Here is a 16,706-nt window from a genome sequence, read left to right on the forward strand (position 1 = left end):
CCAGGAGAGGTATTGAACTAACGTATCATCTAGTGCCAGCCTGTTCCAATAAATCATCAAACTACTGTTTTTGTTAGACTTGGTTGTATCATCCTGTTTCACTCGGTCCCGTGCTATGCTACATATGGGGGGGGATTGAGAGGGGGATGGAAATTTGGCGGCATTGAACAAGCTTTCTTCGGCCAAGGTCAGAACCGCCCCTCCCGGCAAATACTCGGACGGGGGAGGGCTATGGCTCGTTAAGCGTGATGACGGCGGCGCGCAGTGGGTGCTGCGCGTTACTATTCACGGGCGGCGGCGTGAGATGGGCATCGGAAGCCTTCAGGATGTTTCCTTGAAAGAGGCGAGAGCAGCGGCAGAGAAGTGGCGCGCTGTAGTTCGCGAGGGCAGTGACCCGATCAAAGAGCGTGACCGGCAGCGGCGGCTAGCAGAGCGGCAAGATCACACTCTGGCCTCTGTTGCTCGCGAGGCGTTCGAAGCTCGCAAGTCTCAGCTTAAGGGTGACGGCAAGGCTGGTCGCTGGTTTTCTCCGCTCGAACTCCATGTGCTTCCAAAAATTGGTAAGGTCCCTGTTGAGGAAATTGATCAGCAGGACATCAAGAACGCATTAGAACCCATCTGGCATGAGAAGGCGGACACGGCCCGCAAAGCAATGAACCGTCTGAACATCACCCTGGAGCATGCAGCGGCAATGGGCCTCAATGTGGATCTTCAGGCAATAATGAAAGCGAAAGCGCTTCTGGGGAAGACGCGCCACAAGGCGAAGAACATTCCTTACATGCCGTGGCCTGAGGTGCCCGCGTTCTACGCAAGCCTCACTGAGCAGACGCCCACCCATCTTGCATTGCGCCTGCTGATCCTGACAACGGTTCGGTCATATGGAGTTCGCTTTTGTCATTTGGATCAAATTGAAGGTGACGTATGGACCGTACCCGAAGATAACATGAAGGGGCAGGTGGGGGCCGTAACTGACTTCCGAGTGCCGCTATCGAAAGAGGCTCTCGCCGTGATAGAACTGGCGAAGCCGCTGGCGCGGGATGGATACCTGTTCCCCGGTGCTCGGAAAGGAGTGATTTCGGATGCAGCGATGAGCCGCCATATGGAGCGGCAGGGGTTGGAGGCTCGTCCACATGGGTTCCGATCAAGCTTCAAGACCTGGTGCGAAGAAACCACCGACGTACCCGAAGTGGTTGTTGAAACGTCATTGGCGCATGTCGATGGCAACAAGGTCAAGCGCTCCTACCGTCGAACAGACCTATTAGAACGCCGCCGCCCGCTCATGGCGCGATGGGCGGATCACGTCACCGGCAAGAACGCCAGCGAGGTGATTAGAATTGCGTAAGTCCCGTTCCTTAAATTTTGCCTTAACCGCAACCTGCTACGAATGGCATCAATCATTTAACAAAGAGATAACGATGACTGATAAAATTCTACGCTGCCGGGACGTACAGGAGGTGACAGGCCTCAGCAGGTCCACGATTTACCGCATGATGAACCGGGACGATTTCCCGAAGGCTACCAAGCTGGGTGTACGCGCCATCGGGTGGCGCCAGAGCGCTGTCGCCGACTGGTTAGAGGGGCGATGTGATGGGTGAAGGGCATGATAAAACCGCCATCGGTTTAGGCTTTACCCAAATAGCCTTATATGGTCGCTGGGTGCAGAATGAGTGAGCGAATTCAGAATATTATCAAGTCACGCGCTTGGCTTAGTGGGTACTTTAGAGACCTCGATGGTGTATTGATAACGAGGCGAGTGGAGGAATTCACTGAGCAGGATCGAGACTGCCGACGTGCGCTCGCGCAGCTCTTGATTGACGGTGACGCGCCGCAGGAAATCTTAGACCTTCTTGCGGTCGCCATTGCGCCGGATGCGAAGGACACAAGGACCTCGCGAAAGGTTGGGGAACATCTATTTCGGACAGACAGCACACAGACAGAGTTGGGGCTGGCTGGCAGCGACCGGACCCTCCACATCAAGAGACGCGACAATGTACGTAGTATCGACCCCGCCCTGATCGGTACGGTTCTGCGGCACATGAGGGAAAGAATTCACTTAGGTACATCAATAGAAAAATCGTCAGGAGAAGTCAGTGAGCTACTGGAAGTGCAGGGCATTACCCTCTCCGCGAGAACGATAAAAGGATATTGGGACGAACTTAGTAAAATCTATTCACAAGACTAAGCGTCCGACCCTCGTGCGGGTTCGTACAGTCTGTAACTTTACAGGCTGAATTGAGCGAATGGTGTAATGGCGCACATTGGTACCCATCGGAGCAACCGAAAGGGTCAAGCCATGAAGTATCTCACCATGTCGCAGCTGCAAGAAAAGCTTGGTGGTCGCGGACGCACCACCATCTATCGCGATGTCGAAAACGAGCGCCTTCCCAAGCCGCTTAAGCTCGGTAGTCGCCTCTATTGGGTCGAGAGCGCTGTAGATGACGCTATCGCCACAGCACAACAGCAAGCCGCCTAAGAGAAAACCCCAGCCGTACGAGGACGAGCCGGGGCGAAATTTCTTTTCAGCGGTGAACAAGAGATAGCGCGTTTGGCCCGTCCTTTCAACAAGAAAGGAAAACGGCAATGAACACCAAAACAAACTTCGGTGGAAGCACCGACCAGCCACCTTCAAACGCTTTACGCGTGGAAAAGTGGAGCGACATGCCTAACGGCACAGCTCCGGCCCGCTATGAGGTTGTGGCCGAAGACGGGACAACAAAGACCTTCACCTTGGCGAAGGGCAACCGGATCACCCTTGATGCCCTTATCCAGCAGCCCGTCTACTGCGCCAGCCCAGTGCGCATCTCCGACCGGGTGTGTATCCTGCGCCGCGACTACGGTGTGCCGATCACGAAGGAAATGTACTCCAACGACACTGCCACAGACCGGGCGAGGTTCGGTGTGTATTTCCTCAGCGGCATGGTTCGCCGGATCGACGGGGGTGCAGCGTGATTATGGCCCTCAAAATCCAGATTGCCCGCTTGCAGCGCCTCTATGGCCTGACCGCAACCCAAGCCCGCCTTGTCGCTGGCCTGCACTACGGGGAGGGCGTGTAGTGACCAAAACCTTCGCCCAAATTGAAACCACACTGCCGCACTCTCGGAAGCTGCGGCAGCTAAACCATAAGGAAAGGTGGGCGTATCTCTGCGCCCACCTCACGCCCCTGGGCGGATACATCGGCCTGTTCCGGTATCCCAAGGCCGTCTGGGCTGATGATGCTGACCTTTCGGTAACAGAGCTTGATGCTGCTATTCACAAGATGGCGGAAGCTGGTCTGCTGACATTCGATGAAGATGAAGACTTCGTTCGGATTCATAGCTGGTTTCTTAAGAAGAACGCGCCTGAGAACGCTAGCCGGATGGCCTCTATTGCGGCTGACTATGCGGACCTCGACGCGCCGGATGCGATGTTACTGGAATCGGCGGCAGAGTTCACAGTGGGCGCAGTCAAGCGCGCGCAGCGGTGGAAGCCCGACAGTGTGGAATGGTCGAAGCTCCGCGACGTATTCAAGCCCTTCTTGGCAGGGATGCGCCACAACTACGAAGACGACCTACACGAAGCGTTAGCGGGTCAACTCAATGGGCAAAACCGTGCGGTGAAAGTCGAACTTTGCGCGCTCATCCCCTCCTTGCAGCATCATCTCGAGGCACCCTGCCGCCACCCTGCCCACACCGTGGGGGCACACGACACTAAGACGAGACGACACTTAGACGAGACTAAAACGAGAAAAGACGAAAACTACACGGACCAATTTTCGGCGGAAAATGTCCAGCCATTCACGGCACCGAGTTCGGCAGAGGTCAGAGGTGCTGAGAAAGGGAAAAAGGCTCAAGGGCCTCACTCAGAAACTATCGAAGCAGCAAGACGCATAGGAGCGATCCCATGAAGAACCGTAACAACGGGCAGAAAACGGATGAGCGGAATCCAGATGGCACATTTGCCCCCGGTAACCCCGGCAGGCCACGAGGTGCGCGCCACAAGGTCACACAGGCCATTGAGGCGATGCTAGAGGGCCAGCAGGAGGCATTGACGCAGGCAGCTATAGACAGGGCGCTGGAAGGCGATGTCACGGCTCTGCGCCTCTGCCTCGACCGTATCGCACCCGCCCGCAAGGATGCGCCAGTTTCCTTTGCCCTGCCAGAGATTGAAACGGCAGAGGACGCGGCGAAGGCCGCACGGGCCATTCTCAGAGCAATTGCAGAGGGTGACGTGACCCCATTGGAGGCAGCAACCGTCATGGCCGTGGTTGAGCAGTTTCGCCGCACCTTGGAAACCACAGAGATTGAACGCCGGATCACGGCTTTGGAGGCTAGCAAGTGAACATCAAACGACGCCTTGAAGCGATGGAGCGAAAGTCGGGAGGTCTAGATTACCTCATCGTGTATTTTCGAACAGTCTTCGAAGCCAAGGATGGCGGCATTGAGGGCGAGATTTGGAACGCCTCGGTTGTCACCGGCCCTCACGCGGGATCATTTGTAAAGCGGCAGAGCACCGAAACATTCGAAGAGTTTGAAGCTCACTGCCAAGCCATATCTCAAGGAGAAATCGGCCCGGAAGAGTCGCCGTCTTTCGGCCAAGATAGGGAAGTTAACACTTTGGAACGTAACGGATTTGATATAAAATCAACCATGGAAAAAGGGCATGAAAATGAGTGACCAAGATTATGAAAAGCTGGCACGACAAGCAGCAGAGGCCCGTAGGCAGAAGGCTTTGAAAGAAGGCGCACAGGGTCAGGCGCAGACAGAGCTTTCACCGAAAAAGCAGGCTGCGATTAAAGCCGCGCAACGCCGGATGGCAATCGCGAAGGCTGAGCAACGACGCCGTGCTGCTGAAATGTCTGGGATGAGCAATGCGGCTTTGACTGCTTTGCTTGAGGCCGAGGCCATGGCTGCAATTGAAGGCAGGTCGCTATCTCCTGTCCCTGATGGTCCTTGGACGCGACACGCGGATGATAGCGGACAGCAGACTGGTATGGTTGGGCAGACCATGAGCGGCGTTAATGAGGGCATTGCCGGTATTCTCGGCGCGCCTGTGGACCTGATGACCGGCGCGATCAACATGGGCAAGCAGGGTGTGAATGCCTTGGCGGGCACAGACTTGAAACCCACTGAAAACCCGGTCGGCGGCAGTGGTACATTCCGAGACTTGCTTGCCCCCACCATTTCAGTGGCTGAACCGCAGAATGCAGCAGAACGGTTCGGCAGGCGCGTTGGCATGGAAGTTGGCGCGATGGCCGTGCCGGGCGGCATCATGCTTCGCGGTGCCAAAGCCCCTCTGGCCGTAGCTGGTGGTGAAGCGGCGAGTGCGGTTGGATCGGGCATTGCAGGTCAAACCTCACGTGAGATTGCGCCTGAGAACGATACCGCTGACTTCATTGCCTCCCTTGCTGGTGGCCTGTCTCCGGTGGCCGCAAGTCGGGCAATGCGTCCAAGCCCTAAGGCTCCCACGCTTGAAGAGCTACAGACGCAGAGTAACGCTGGCTATGACGCTGTGCGGGAATCCGGTGCCACGCTCAGCCCGCAGTCTGCTGATGCTTTGGCAGGCGGCATTGAAGGCACGTTCGGCACCCGCCCAGCTACGCGGCGAATGAACCCCAAGGCAGCGATTGCGGCAGAGGAATTGGCCGGAGATATGCGCCAGCGTCCGCCAACAATTGCTGAGGTGGATGAGGCACGCCAGTGGATCGGCGATAACGTGGCTGGTTCCAACGAGGCAGGCGAACGCCGCCTTGGCGCGATGATGAAAGACGCAATTGATAGCCACCTAGATCAGTTGCAGCCCGGCGACGTTACCGGGACCAATAGAACGAACGAGGTAGTAGAGGCGCTGACTGGAGCGCGTGAGAAGGCGCGGCGGGTTCACAAGTCGCAGCTATTCGAAGCTGAGGACACCGGCTTGGTGGCAAAAGGGTTGCGTCGTGCTGCCACTACCGGGACCGGGGGCAACGAGATCAACGCAATCCGCCAGAACGTGCGCAGGGTGCTGGAAAACCCGAAGCTGCGCAGGGGGTTCAATGAAACCGAGTTGCAAGCCATGCGTGACATTGCAGACGGGACGCCCACTCAGAACGCATTGCGCCTCGTTGGTCGCCTCGCTCCAAGTGCCGGTGCGCTCCCGTTTGGTGGCTTTACCGGTGCCGCAGGCGCAGCCGGTGCGACCGGGAACCCGCTGTTCATTGCACCCTCCGCAGTTGGCCAAAGCGCAAAATATCTGGGCGAACGTAGCTCTCGCAAAAAAATCGCGGCGCTGGGCGAGTTAATCCGCAACGGCAAACCTCTGCCCAAGAAAACTACCAGCGACCTTGAGAGCCGCGTTATAGCCGCCCTGATGGCGCAGAAAGCCCTCATGCCTGCCTATGGTGCTGAAAGTGACCAAAGCGCCGTGGTGCGCGCCCTGTCTGGGGCGGTGGCAAAGTGATGCACACAGGGAGAGATCCTTTTTGAACGACCAATGCGGCCTGATCGGGTGGATGCCATTCAACAGGCCGCAGAGGCCCTTGCTGCCGATCCTGTGGGGCGAGCAATTGCGGAGCACTGCAAATCGTTCGAGGAATATTTGATCTGCCTGACTTGGAATATCTATGATGCGCTGGGCGAACTTGGCCCAGATACAATGGTCTCAGAAGTGCAAATGGGTATGGCTGAGGCAAAAGGCATGTGCGAGGTCGAGTACGAAGCCTCTCAGCCGGGAGCCTAGGTTACCAGAGGTTCCAGCCCCAGTCGAAGTACCAAACTGCCCCGATCCAGACGACGTAGAATACACCTATCCAGTAGGGGTTCGTAGTAGCGTCCGGGGCAGCTTTCGCTTGAAGCCATTGGGCTATCTTGCTTCGCATGATGCAATTCCTCCGGTTGTTTTGATAAATGTAGGTGGCACTCGATGCTATTGCTAGCGTGTTAGCAGCAGCTCGGATTGGGAAAGTTGAGCCGAGACGGCCAAAGGATGCTTTTATGTTGCAATGTTGCGGGAGGAGCAATATTGCCTGCCAACGCTGAAGCCCCCATCGTCCATAATTAACGTGACAGAAACAGTTTGTGTGTTACGCTAAATCACTGCTGACACTTGGGGGGAACAACATCCCGGAAAAACGGGTTGTTCAGTTAGGAGAAGCAAAATGACAGAAATTAGATCAGATGAGGCCCTCATGAAGGTCCTCCGTGCCGCTGCCGGCGCAAAAATGACAAAGGCGCAGATCAGGTCTCAGAAGGTCTCGTTTGTGATGAGCGCGGTCGACGAGAAGAATGGCATCACACGTGCTGATGTCGAGCGCATGATTGACGAGAGCGAGGGACAGGCCGCTTGATCCTGCACGACCTGACAGGTAACGAAGCCGACCCCAATTATCAGAAGTTGGAAATTTCCAATGGTCTGCGACACTATGACTTTCTGAAATCTGTAGTAGAGGCCGCGATTGCCACTGATCGCGGCTTTCTATCTCAAACAGTGCTTAAAGCTCTCAACTTTCATGCAATCGCCTGCTTGCACCCGAATGCTGGTGTTTACCGCCCTTGCCCGATCATGGTCGGCGCTAAAGAGGACTTTCCTGCGCACTGGCAATTGCCGGACTTAATGGATGATTTCGTTAATCACGTTAACAGAAAGTGGGCAGAGACTGATACATTGGTTTTGGCTGCGTTTGTTCTATGGCGGCTTAACCGGATTCATCCCTTCATCAATGGCAACGGCAGGACAGCTAGAGCAGCATGTCTGTTCGTTATATGTGTATCAGCGGGGGGGTGGCTTCCATACGCCCCAATTTTACCGGAAATGATACGCGCCAATAGGGCTGAATATATTAAGATATTGCAAGATATAGATGCGTCTGCTGACGGAGGAAAAATGGAATTGCAACCTCTCGTCGACTTCCTTCAGCGGCTACTATTGGAGCAAACCGAAGCGGCGAACCAAGCCGGGTGAGCGAAGTCATCTAGCTAACCTATCAAACCGAGCGTCGTCGATCCGTTGCCCACAATTTGGCACCTGCTCCACTCAGTGAACACAGGTAGCGAAGGCTGCTCTTTATGCCGCGTCTTTTAGCAACAACACTAAAGACACCAAGGCTGCTACTCCTGCAAAATACAAACGTATGAATTTCATGTCATCACCCATGCCGTGGGGGATAGTTAACCTGTGATGTATTGACCAGAGGCAACCTAGGGCAGAGGTGCGGAATCTCTCGTTCCTTCAGATGTGCTAGCAGGGAAATGTAACACCTTTCTGGAATCTGGTTAGTAGGACACCGGAGAAAAGTATCGCAACATTGGAGAAATCCGGCTTCCGATGTTGTGTTACATTCCTCCGGTGTTGTCGTACTCAAACGCGGGAGTAACGGGGGGAGAAGCCGTACAGACTAGTCACGAGTCTTTTTTGTGGCTGCATCGCCACCCACTATGTTCAGAAGCTACTTCTGTAGAGTGGCCCAATGGTGGCGCGCTAACATAACTCTGATGTCGAGGACGCTCCACAGGACGCCGAACATGCCCGCAACAATAATTGCGTCCATAGCCGTAGGTGTCTGGAACCCTTCATTGCGCCAGTAGCCGACAGCAGCAGCCCCTAGCGCAAGTATCACGGGAATCCATTCGCGCTCCCGCGCAAGCCGCCTTACTTCTTGTATTCTGCCATCCGGATCGGCGCTCATTTTAATTGCTCCTCCATGCAGATTGATGCCGAGGTTGTCACGTCACCGGCAGCCAAGAATTTGACGCCCATATCTTCATAGACCGTCTGGACAGCGTTGATGGTCGACTGTTTTGCATCAGACCCGTTTTCTATCCTTGAGATTGTGTTCGGCGTTACGCCCGCTGCTGATGCAATTTCGCGCACCCCAAGCTTAACTAGAGCGCGCGCCATCCGTGCCTGACTGCCATTCATCGCTACAATGTCCCTTTTATCGATACTAGGTATTGACCGCACCGTGTGTGTGTCTATATATACAGTGTATCGATACGACATTACGTACGCAAGGAAGGGATGCCAAATGACCTACAACCGCAAAGCCATTATGACCGCCGCTTGGGAAATCGTTCGCAAAGCCAACGTGGCCCTGTACGGGTTCCGAGTAATCATGCGCCGCGCCCTGAAAGCCGCATGGTCTAATGCCAAGCACGAACGGGCAATGAATGCGCGGCAGGAAAAGCAAAAGCTGGCATCGCCCGAAGTGACCCGCATTCAGAACGAAATTGCCATCCTCGAAAGCAAGACCCACTGGGAGCAGCCCGACTATGCCCGTATTGGCGTCCTACGCGCTGCGCTGAGGGCCGCACAGGAGCATGAGGCCGCTGCCCCGGACTATGCCTCCAAGCGCGACCTGATCGCCTCTGCCGGTGGCCGTTTCTGCGCTGTCACCTTCACAAAGGCTGACGGCACCGAACGCTTGCAGCGCCATGTCAAAGGCGATGCTGCCACAGAGGCTGGAAAACGAGCCGTAGAGACGCGTAAAGCCCGCCACCCTCACTTGATGCCCGTTTGGGACGCGCAGGCCCACGCGCCCCGCTCCGTCAATCTGGCGACCACCTCACGCATCGCGGTTGATGGGGTTGTCCACGAATACCGCGCCTGAACACGCAAGCTTGGCGGGGCTGATGCTCCGTCAGTTAAAATCAAAGGAGACTACCATGAACGACCTTGAAACCATCCGCTTCCGGCTCAACCATTTCGCAGAGAGCGCAGGGGATACCGCGCCTTCGATGATCCTAAGCGCAGATGGCGCACCAAACCGGGAAATCATTGATTACTGCGATAAGCACCACCTGACGCTCGACTGGGCGCTCTTGGGGAATGGTCCGACCCATCGCAAGCCCAAAGCCCCCTTGCTGGCCGATGTCGAATTCGACGCAATCTTTTTGCACGGCTTATTGCAGGGCCTCGAGCTTCTGGTCAGTGAATCCGAAAGCGTGTCATCCCCTGCATCGAACGCCGCTCATGCCTTGGCACAAGAGGTGATCAGCAAGAGCGAGCGCTTGGCCGCTGACTTGTCCAGTCTGGTGGATGCCACCCCTAACGCACGGAAGGCGCAACTGGAGGCGAACCAATGAACACGAACCTCGCAACCGCAATCGCCAATGCATACGACCTCAGCAGCATTCTGCGCGTCTGTGTCCGTTCACTTGAAGGGGATGCGCCCGATCAGCCCGGAGACGGGGAAGCCACAGCGCACACGGTTAAGATGGCGGGCAACATGGCCGGTGATCTTATCAGTACGCTTGAGCAGATTGAGTTGCGTCGCGAACGCCCTGCGCAGGATGCCAAGGCCAGAACTGATGCTGTCGGCCTGCTGGATCAATGGAAAGCGGCCAGACGAAGCAGGGATACACTGATGCAGTCTATACCGTCTGAGCAGAAAGCAGAGCCTGCCGAATTGGGCGCTCTCGACGTAGCGATTGAGCGGTTGGCCGAACAGGTTTCCAACTATCAACCGAAGTCAGATGCGGACGCAGCCGCCATGCTGGAATGGTGTGTGGAGGACTGCGCCGGGGAGTTGCTGTGCGAGCAGTATCCCCGCGCTCAGAAGACCGTGATCGAATACCTGCGGGCTAAGGCCTAACGAACCCGCCTGCGCCCCTCTGCCGGGGCGTGGGCAACGCGGTGGGGGCCGCATTGGAGACTGTAAGCAAATGAACTGCTACACCAACAACCGGAACTGGTCCGACAGGTTCTTGCCTGAAATAAAGCAATTGATCGGCGGTTATCTTTTGGAAACCGCTGCCGACCCATTTGACCACATCCAAGCCACCGACCTCATGATGCTGGATGCCCGCGACATGCGCGTTGCGGCAAGGGTAAGGCGTCCCGGCTATGCTCAGCGCTACCCCTATCAGTTCACCATACGCTCAGCGGTGGCATCAGGCGCGCAGACAGAGCTTTCCAAGATTGTGAACGGCAATGGTGACTGGATGTTCTACGGCCATTCTAACGCTGGTCAAACGGGCTTGGAGGCGTGGTGGCTGATTGATCTGCGGGCATTCCGTGCTGCGCTCATTCGCAACCGGGTGAACGCCCCGCAGATTGTCATGGGCGACCAGCGGAACGCAGACGGGACCCGGTTCAAGTGGTTTGATCTGAGGTCGTTCCCGGCTGATCCGCCTTTGGTGGTTGCCTGTTCGAGGTAAGATTCGCAGACTTGGCTCTGTAGGGCTGCTACTTTGAAGCCATCAAATGCACCACTCTAAGTGCCTAAGCTCACTTGATTAACGTCGCTAAGACGGTTCAACTCGAACTAAAGCTGTTGTCACGCGTTGGTAATAAACATAGACGCGAGCCGAAGAAGATTGACGCGAGTGATCTGAAGATTCATATTCATCGAATCAGGGGAGTAGTTTAAATGGGCACGATGTTTCTCGTTAGCGTTGTTATCATTGGGCTATTTTTGATTGCTGGCGTGATCGGTTTTTTACGCATCGTGCTTTCTGTACCGTCGAGCCGCTGGACAGAGGCCAATCAACTGTCTGGTTCCTCAGAAAAGGTTCTGTATGGCGAGGTTCAGTCTGATCCTAACGGGCTTCGTGACCCTCGGATCGCCAAGGGTAAGGTTTGGGACAAGGCGACCCAAAACTGGCTTCCCCAAGGAAAGCTTTCTGATGAGTATTTGAACGGTTTGGCTGGCTAGGTTTGCACGGTTATTTCGGTTGGATTCCCACAATCACGGGACGGCTCTCATTTTCGACAGTTGGAACAGGCAAGAGTCCGCCAAAAGAATTTAAGTATCTTCGCGCAGTAGGAGAGCGCAGTTTCGTCGTTGTCGCTCAGAGACGGCGAACCACAGATGCGGCATTCGGACGGCTGGGAGATTTTCTTAACTGGCTTCGCCGCCGCGAAAGCTTTTCGGTCTTTGTATTCTTCGGAGAGACGAACTCCACGGATGGATATGATACCTTACGTGGGCCTTGCTTAGAGCTTTCGGTATCCCGGTTTAGCGCGCTGAAGGGCGAATTGCAGGCGTTGAAAGACTTCAAGGATGACGCCGAAGTCGAAAAAAAGTTCACAGAACTAGCAGAGAAATTCCTCAACGAAGCTGCTGTTCGTCAAGGGTCGTTCTGTGCGGTCTGTATGTGCCGGAATGGTCAAGCTAAACTTACCTTTGCTGAGGATGATAGGGTCGAACCAGAAGTCGAGAAACGGATTGCCTCGCAGGTTTTCTTTTTTCTTAGAGATATAGCTCATCGACATCAGCATCATGCTCCAACATCTGACACGATCCTAGACGTAACACCTGTGACAGAGGGAGTTGAGGCCTGGAAAAGGGAAACAGTCTATTCGCTGTACCGTTGGGTTATACACCGGAAGCGTGACCAGTCCCTAAGTGAGTTGATGAACTGCAAAGGGGTTCTTGCATATGCTAAAGCGTTTGAAGAAGTTCACTGCATTCACCAGCTTAGCACTCCGAAATATTACCGGTCAGGTAGGCTTAAGGATGCTGCTCAAGTTCGGTCAACATACCCGAGCTACAATTACCACACAACAATGGCCTCAGTGGATGCGAGCATTCAGGCTCTGAGCGACAAGTTGGCGAAGCCTAGCATCTCCGCAAGATTTTATAGTCGAGTAATTCCTATATTCGCGATCCTGATCGCAGTACTGACTCCACTATATGTAGGAGACCCGGGTCCAAACCCTAGTTACCAGCAAGAATTTGTCAGACTTGCAGCGATGTGGGTCAATAGGAACATCGTAGGCACACTTTTTTCGCTGATCTCTTTTGCTCTGGTTTTGGGGTTATCATCGCAGGTGGTGGAGCGCTTTCGCTCAAGCGATTTTCTGCATGATTGCCTTCGAGTGGCCATCTCCTTAACGCCTCAACGGCGCTTGGTCATAGCGGCGCTAGTAGTGCTAATTCTTAGCTTAATCGGACTCGTAGTGGCTGCGAGCGCAGCATTGAGCGAAAGCGAGGTTCCTATGCAGTGGCTAACCCCGAGTCGCGCTTAACCGTCTAACATCAGTAGTTCGTACTGGTTCGATATTACGTTGATAGGGGAAATTAAACGATATCCAAGGGGGGGATAGACGGGTGGATTGAATTCTGCCTGCTTCCTAAAAGCAGCGTGGTTTCAATCACTTATCGGGGAATATTGGTGCCCAGGAGAGGACTCGAACCTCCACACCGTTGCCAGTACTAGCACCTGAAGCTAGCGCGTCTACCATTCCGCCACCTGGGCACGTATCGTGTGGGGTGCTCTAAGGCTCAGCCGGGTGACTGTCAATCGCAATTTGAGCGAAATCTAGAAAATCCTGCGCGGGGATCGCTACAACCGGGGGTTTGGCCTTGTGACAGCGGCGGCGCACGGGTACATCCTGTCAGAGAATTTATCTACAGGAGCGGCAGAATGTCTAAGCTGGTCACGATTTATGGCGGTTCGGGGTTTGTCGGACGCTATATCGCGTATCGCATGGCCAGAGCTGGTTGGCGGGTACGGGTGGCGGTGCGCCACCCCAACGAAGCGCTCTTTGTGCGGACCTATGGTGTGGTTGGCCAAGTCGAACCTGTTTTGTGCAATATTCGCAACGATGGCTCCGTGCGCGACGCTCTGCGTGGGGCGGACGCGGTCGTGAACTGCGTCGGCATTCTGGTCGAAACCGGCAAGAACAGCTTTGACGCGGTGCAATCCGAAGGGGCGGAGCGTATCGCCCATATGGCCGCAACCGAAGGAGTTGCGCGTTTCGTGCATGTCTCTGCCATCGGCGCGGATATGGAGGCCGAGAGCGACTATGCCCGCACCAAGGGCGAGGGCGAGGCCGCCATTCTCAAACATATGCCTGAGGCCGTGATTCTGCGCCCCTCGATCATGTTTGGCCCCGAGGATGAGTTCTTTAACCGCTTTGCGGGCATGACCCGCACCGGCCCGATCCTACCGGTCGCCGGTGCCTCTACCCGGTTCCAGCCGGTCTTTGTCGATGACGTTGCCAAAGCGGCCGAAAAGGCTCTGGAGGGGCAGGCCCCCGCGGGTGTCTATGAGCTTGGTGGCCCTGATGTGGATACTTTCCGCGGCCTGATGCAGCGTATGCTTGAGGTGATTCACCGTCGGCGTTTGGTGCTCAACATGCCGTGGTTCTTAGCCAAGATCGTCGCCTTTGGGTTCGACATGGTGCAGGCCGCAACCTTTGGTCTTTTCACCAACAAGATGCTGACCCGCGATCAGGTCAAAAACCTGCGCAATGACAACGTTGTGGCAGAAGGGGCGCGCGGCTTTACCGAGCTCGGCATCACCCCCACCGCGATGGACGCGGTGCTGCCCGACTATCTCTGGCGGTTCCGACCCTCGGGGCAATATGACGCCATCAAAGCATCGGCACGTAACCTGCGGCAGGGATAATGGAACAGTCGACCACTCTGATCGCCGCCTTTCTGGGTTTGCTGGAGGGGCTGACAGAGTTCATCCCCGTATCTTCGACCGGGCATCTTCTGTTGGCCGGTCACTTCTTGGGCTTTGAGAGCGCCGGGCGGACCTTTGAAGTCGTGATCCAATTGGGCGCGGTGCTGGCGATCCTGACGGTTTATTCCGCACGGCTTTGGGCGGTATTCTCGGCCGCGCCGCATGATCCGCAGGCGCGGCGGTTTATCTGGTCGGTGCTTCTGGCCTTTCTGCCTGCGGTGTTCATCGGGGTTTTGGCCCATGATTTCATCAAGACGGTCCTGTTCGAAACACCTCTGCTGATCGCCATCATGTTGGTGCTGGGCGGGGTGGTGCTGTTGATCGTGGATCGCATCGCACCTGCGCCGACCTATTCCGACGCGACCAAATTCCCCCTTTCCATGGCGTTCAAGATCGGCGTGATCCAATGTCTTGCCATGGTGCCGGGCACCTCGCGGTCGGGGGCGACGATCGTTGGCGCCCTGTTGCTGGGGGCCAGCAAGCGCGCCGCGGCGGAATTCTCGTTCTTTTTGTCGATGCCGACGATGGCGGGCGCCTTTGCCTATGACATCTACAAGAACCGCGACGTGCTGGATGCCTCTGCCATGGGCGAGATCGCCGTGGGCTTTGTCATGGCCTTTATCTCTGCCGTCTTCGTGGTGCGTTGGGTGCTCGATTACATCAGCCGCTATGGCTACGCGCTTTTTGGGTGGTGGCGAATCCTTGTGGGTGGGGTCGTGATCATCGCGCTTTGGGCGGGGTTTTGATAGTTAGGTCCGCATCGGACCTTAAATGACGCATAAAAATGACCTCCGGGCGTTCCATTTGCCCGGAAAGAGGTAAATAGGTCAGCGCTACTGTCTTTTATTTACTTGGGCGCTCTCGTATACGAGCCTTCTGACGGAATTTGTCGAAGGAACGGGTATATGGCGAAGCAGGTCATGCTAAAATTTACAGACGTTGCGCGGGATATGCCCGAAAAACGCCCGCCTGATTTGCGCCGGACGGATTTCGACGAAATTTATGCCGAATATGCGGATGCGAAAGCGGCTGAACAGTCCAGCCGGTGCAGCCAATGCGGCGTGCCCTACTGCCAGACCCATTGCCCTTTGCACAATAACATCCCCGACTGGCTCCGCCTGACTGCAGAAGGGCGTCTGCAAGAGGCCTATGAGATCAGTCAGGCGACCAATACCTTCCCCGAGATCTGTGGCCGCATCTGCCCGCAGGACCGCCTGTGCGAAGGCAACTGCGTGATCGAGCAGTCGGGCCATGGCACCGTCACCATCGGCTCGATCGAGAAATACATCACCGACACCGCATGGGAGCAGGGCTGGGTCAAACCCGCCGCCCCGCGCGAAGAGCGCGCTGAAAGCGTTGGCATCATCGGCGCCGGCCCCGGCGGTCTGGCAGCGGCGGACATGCTGCGCCGCGCGGGCGTGCAGGTCACCATCTATGACCGCTACGACCGTGCGGGCGGCCTGCTGACCTATGGCATCCCCGGCTTCAAGCTTGAGAAAGACGTGGTCGAGCGCCGCAATGCGCAGCTTGCCGAAGGTGGCGTGACCTTTGAATTGAACTGCGATGTGGGCGTCGACCTTAGCTTTGGCGCGATCCGGGGCAAACATGACGCGGTGATCATCGCCACCGGCGTTTACAAAACGCGCGAGATCGAAGCCCCCGGTGTGGGTGGTTTCGGCGTGGAGCGGGCGATCGACTTCCTCACCGCCTCCAACCGCAAAAGCTTTGGCGACTCGGTCGATGAATTCGAAAGCGGTCGCCTGAACGCTGCGGGCAAGAAAGTCGTCGTGATCGGCGGTGGCGACACCGCGATGGACTGCGTGCGCACCTCGATCCGCCAAGGCGCGGAGAGCGTCAAATGTCTCTACCGTCGGGACCGGGCCAATATGCCGGGCAGCCAACGCGAAGTGCAAAACGCCGAGGAAGAAGGCGTGATATTTGAATGGCTGAGCGCGCCCAAGGGCTTTGTCGGCGATCCGGTGACCGGGGTCATGGTGCAAAAGATGCGCCTCGGCGCGCCGGATGTCACTGGCCGTCAGGCCCCCGAGGTGATCGAAGGCGCGGATTACGTCGAAGACGCCGACCTCGTCATCATGGCGCTTGGGTTCGAGCCAGAAGACCTGCCGACCCTTTGGAACGAACCGGAGTTGCCGGTGAACCGCTGGGGCACGATCAAAGCCGATTACGTCACCGGGGCAACGGCGCTTGATGGTGTCTATGCCGTGGGCGACATCGTGCGCGGGGCCAGCCTTGTGGTCTGGGCCATCAAGGATGGCCGCGACTGCGCGCAGGCGATCCTTGATGATTTCAACGGGGCGCAGCGCATCGCTGCGGAATGAG

General features: G+C 56.2%; 22 protein-coding genes and 1 tRNA gene. 20 read left to right on the plus strand and 3 right to left on the minus strand.

Annotation, left to right across the window (positions count from 1 at the left end; genetic code table 11):
- Positions 1-154: 154 nt before the first annotated feature.
- From K3762_RS01155 to K3762_RS01205, 11 genes are all read left to right on the plus strand, one after another.
- Positions 155-1,342 (plus strand): integrase arm-type DNA-binding domain-containing protein, encoded by a 1,188-nt coding sequence (locus K3762_RS01155; protein WP_260011018.1) that lies wholly within the window; start codon positions 155-157, stop codon positions 1,340-1,342.
- 73 nt (positions 1,343-1,415) lie between these two features.
- The gene (locus tag K3762_RS01160) at positions 1,416-1,595 is read left to right on the plus strand and encodes an AlpA family transcriptional regulator (RefSeq protein WP_260011021.1); all 180 of its coding nucleotides are present in this window, start codon (positions 1,416-1,418) and stop codon (positions 1,593-1,595) included.
- A gap of 698 nt (positions 1,596-2,293) precedes the next feature.
- Positions 2,294-2,473 carry an AlpA family transcriptional regulator gene (locus K3762_RS01165; protein ID WP_260011024.1) on the plus strand — a complete coding sequence of 60 codons (180 nt, stop codon included), beginning with the start codon at positions 2,294-2,296 and terminating at the stop codon, positions 2,471-2,473.
- Positions 2,474-2,658: 185 nt separating this feature from the next.
- Complete coding sequence (locus K3762_RS01170) at positions 2,659-2,949, plus strand: hypothetical protein (protein WP_260011026.1); 291 nt, start codon at positions 2,659-2,661, stop codon at positions 2,947-2,949.
- Positions 2,950-3,052: 103 nt separating this feature from the next.
- Positions 3,053-3,883: a hypothetical protein gene (locus K3762_RS01175; RefSeq protein WP_260011028.1), complete on the plus strand. Its 831-nt coding sequence runs from the start codon at positions 3,053-3,055 to the stop codon at positions 3,881-3,883.
- A complete protein-coding gene (locus K3762_RS01180) occupies positions 3,880-4,317 on the plus strand; it encodes a DUF5681 domain-containing protein (protein ID WP_260011029.1) in 438 nt (145 codons plus the stop codon). Before K3762_RS01175 ends, K3762_RS01180 begins: the two co-directional genes overlap by 4 nt.
- Positions 4,314-4,652 carry a hypothetical protein gene (locus K3762_RS01185; protein ID WP_260011030.1) on the plus strand — a complete coding sequence of 113 codons (339 nt, stop codon included), beginning with the start codon at positions 4,314-4,316 and terminating at the stop codon, positions 4,650-4,652. The genes K3762_RS01180 and K3762_RS01185 overlap by 4 nt, the downstream gene beginning before the upstream one ends.
- Positions 4,645-6,414, plus strand: coding sequence for a hypothetical protein (locus K3762_RS01190; RefSeq protein WP_260011031.1), 1,770 nt, complete (start codon positions 4,645-4,647; stop codon positions 6,412-6,414). The genes K3762_RS01185 and K3762_RS01190 overlap by 8 nt, the downstream gene beginning before the upstream one ends.
- 48 nt (positions 6,415-6,462) lie before the next feature.
- Positions 6,463-6,693, plus strand: a complete 231-nt coding sequence (locus K3762_RS01195) for a hypothetical protein (RefSeq protein ID WP_260011032.1) — start codon at positions 6,463-6,465, stop codon at positions 6,691-6,693.
- Between the two features lie 418 nt (positions 6,694-7,111).
- A complete protein-coding gene (locus K3762_RS01200; protein WP_260011035.1) occupies positions 7,112-7,300 on the plus strand; it encodes a hypothetical protein in 189 nt (62 codons plus the stop codon).
- Positions 7,297-7,914, plus strand: a complete 618-nt coding sequence (locus K3762_RS01205) for a Fic family protein (protein ID WP_260011038.1) — start codon at positions 7,297-7,299, stop codon at positions 7,912-7,914. The genes K3762_RS01200 and K3762_RS01205 overlap by 4 nt, the downstream gene beginning before the upstream one ends.
- 484 nt (positions 7,915-8,398) lie before the next feature.
- On the opposite strand, the gene K3762_RS01210 is transcribed toward K3762_RS01205, so the two are convergent.
- Together K3762_RS01210 and K3762_RS01215 are read right to left on the minus strand one after the other, a co-directional pair.
- Positions 8,399-8,638: a hypothetical protein gene (locus K3762_RS01210; protein ID WP_260011041.1), complete on the minus strand. Its 240-nt coding sequence runs from the start codon at positions 8,636-8,638 to the stop codon at positions 8,399-8,401.
- Positions 8,635-8,871, minus strand: coding sequence for a helix-turn-helix transcriptional regulator (locus tag K3762_RS01215; RefSeq protein ID WP_260011043.1), 237 nt, complete (start codon positions 8,869-8,871; stop codon positions 8,635-8,637). The genes K3762_RS01210 and K3762_RS01215 overlap by 4 nt, the downstream gene beginning before the upstream one ends.
- A 106-nt stretch (positions 8,872-8,977) precedes the next feature.
- Here K3762_RS01215 and K3762_RS01220 point away from each other — a divergent pair, with 106 nt between their 5' ends.
- From K3762_RS01220 to K3762_RS01245, 6 genes are all read left to right on the plus strand, one after another.
- Complete coding sequence (locus tag K3762_RS01220) at positions 8,978-9,559, plus strand: hypothetical protein (RefSeq protein ID WP_260011046.1); 582 nt, start codon at positions 8,978-8,980, stop codon at positions 9,557-9,559.
- Positions 9,560-9,614: 55 nt separating this feature from the next.
- Positions 9,615-10,034, plus strand: coding sequence for a hypothetical protein (locus K3762_RS01225; RefSeq protein ID WP_260011049.1), 420 nt, complete (start codon positions 9,615-9,617; stop codon positions 10,032-10,034).
- Positions 10,031-10,543: a hypothetical protein gene (locus tag K3762_RS01230; protein WP_260011050.1), complete on the plus strand. Its 513-nt coding sequence runs from the start codon at positions 10,031-10,033 to the stop codon at positions 10,541-10,543. The genes K3762_RS01225 and K3762_RS01230 overlap by 4 nt, the downstream gene beginning before the upstream one ends.
- A 70-nt stretch (positions 10,544-10,613) precedes the next feature.
- Positions 10,614-11,108: a hypothetical protein gene (locus tag K3762_RS01235; RefSeq protein ID WP_260011053.1), complete on the plus strand. Its 495-nt coding sequence runs from the start codon at positions 10,614-10,616 to the stop codon at positions 11,106-11,108.
- A 212-nt stretch (positions 11,109-11,320) separates the two neighbouring features.
- Positions 11,321-11,605 (plus strand): hypothetical protein, encoded by a 285-nt coding sequence (locus K3762_RS01240; RefSeq protein ID WP_260011057.1) that lies wholly within the window; start codon positions 11,321-11,323, stop codon positions 11,603-11,605.
- Positions 11,606-11,607: 2 nt separating this feature from the next.
- A complete protein-coding gene (locus K3762_RS01245) occupies positions 11,608-12,921 on the plus strand; it encodes a hypothetical protein (protein ID WP_260011060.1) in 1,314 nt (437 codons plus the stop codon).
- Between the two features lie 144 nt (positions 12,922-13,065).
- Here K3762_RS01245 and K3762_RS01250 read toward each other — a convergent pair.
- Positions 13,066-13,151: transfer RNA gene (locus K3762_RS01250), tRNA-Leu, on the minus strand.
- A 168-nt stretch (positions 13,152-13,319) separates the two neighbouring features.
- On the opposite strand from K3762_RS01250, the gene K3762_RS01255 reads away from it, so the two are divergent.
- From K3762_RS01255 to K3762_RS01265, 3 genes are all read left to right on the plus strand, one after another.
- Entirely contained in the window at positions 13,320-14,306 is a 987-nt protein-coding gene (locus K3762_RS01255; protein WP_260011062.1) for a complex I NDUFA9 subunit family protein, read from the plus strand.
- Positions 14,306-15,112, plus strand: coding sequence for an undecaprenyl-diphosphate phosphatase (locus tag K3762_RS01260; RefSeq protein ID WP_120349901.1), 807 nt, complete (start codon positions 14,306-14,308; stop codon positions 15,110-15,112). Before K3762_RS01255 ends, K3762_RS01260 begins: the two co-directional genes overlap by 1 nt.
- 159 nt (positions 15,113-15,271) lie before the next feature.
- On the plus strand, positions 15,272-16,705 hold the full coding sequence (locus tag K3762_RS01265; RefSeq protein WP_120349902.1) for an NAD(P)-dependent oxidoreductase: 1,434 nt from the start codon (positions 15,272-15,274) through the stop codon (positions 16,703-16,705).
- Position 16,706 lies beyond the last annotated feature (1 nt).

The sequence above is a fragment of the Sulfitobacter sp. W074 genome, assembly GCF_025142275.1.
Taxonomy (GTDB): Bacteria; Pseudomonadota; Alphaproteobacteria; order Rhodobacterales; family Rhodobacteraceae; genus Sulfitobacter; species Sulfitobacter profundi.

Coding starts and splice junctions, on each gene's coding strand:
- K3762_RS01255 (WP_260011062.1), top strand. CDS start 13,320: ATGTCTAAGCTGGTCACGATTTATGGCGGTTCGGGGTTTGTCGGACGC.
- K3762_RS01210 (WP_260011041.1), bottom strand. CDS start 8,638: ATGAGCGCCGATCCGGATGGCAGAATACAAGAAGTAAGGCGGCTTGCG.
- K3762_RS01160 (WP_260011021.1), top strand. CDS start 1,416: ATGACTGATAAAATTCTACGCTGCCGGGACGTACAGGAGGTGACAGGC.
- K3762_RS01220 (WP_260011046.1), top strand. CDS start 8,978: ATGACCTACAACCGCAAAGCCATTATGACCGCCGCTTGGGAAATCGTT.
- K3762_RS01240 (WP_260011057.1), top strand. CDS start 11,321: ATGGGCACGATGTTTCTCGTTAGCGTTGTTATCATTGGGCTATTTTTG.
- K3762_RS01225 (WP_260011049.1), top strand. CDS start 9,615: ATGAACGACCTTGAAACCATCCGCTTCCGGCTCAACCATTTCGCAGAG.
- K3762_RS01260 (WP_120349901.1), top strand. CDS start 14,306: ATGGAACAGTCGACCACTCTGATCGCCGCCTTTCTGGGTTTGCTGGAG.
- K3762_RS01265 (WP_120349902.1), top strand. CDS start 15,272: ATGGCGAAGCAGGTCATGCTAAAATTTACAGACGTTGCGCGGGATATG.
- K3762_RS01230 (WP_260011050.1), top strand. CDS start 10,031: ATGAACACGAACCTCGCAACCGCAATCGCCAATGCATACGACCTCAGC.
- K3762_RS01170 (WP_260011026.1), top strand. CDS start 2,659: ATGCCTAACGGCACAGCTCCGGCCCGCTATGAGGTTGTGGCCGAAGAC.
- K3762_RS01165 (WP_260011024.1), top strand. CDS start 2,294: ATGAAGTATCTCACCATGTCGCAGCTGCAAGAAAAGCTTGGTGGTCGC.
- K3762_RS01200 (WP_260011035.1), top strand. CDS start 7,112: ATGACAGAAATTAGATCAGATGAGGCCCTCATGAAGGTCCTCCGTGCC.
- K3762_RS01190 (WP_260011031.1), top strand. CDS start 4,645: ATGAGTGACCAAGATTATGAAAAGCTGGCACGACAAGCAGCAGAGGCC.
- K3762_RS01180 (WP_260011029.1), top strand. CDS start 3,880: ATGAAGAACCGTAACAACGGGCAGAAAACGGATGAGCGGAATCCAGAT.
- K3762_RS01215 (WP_260011043.1), bottom strand. CDS start 8,871: ATGAATGGCAGTCAGGCACGGATGGCGCGCGCTCTAGTTAAGCTTGGG.
- K3762_RS01235 (WP_260011053.1), top strand. CDS start 10,614: ATGAACTGCTACACCAACAACCGGAACTGGTCCGACAGGTTCTTGCCT.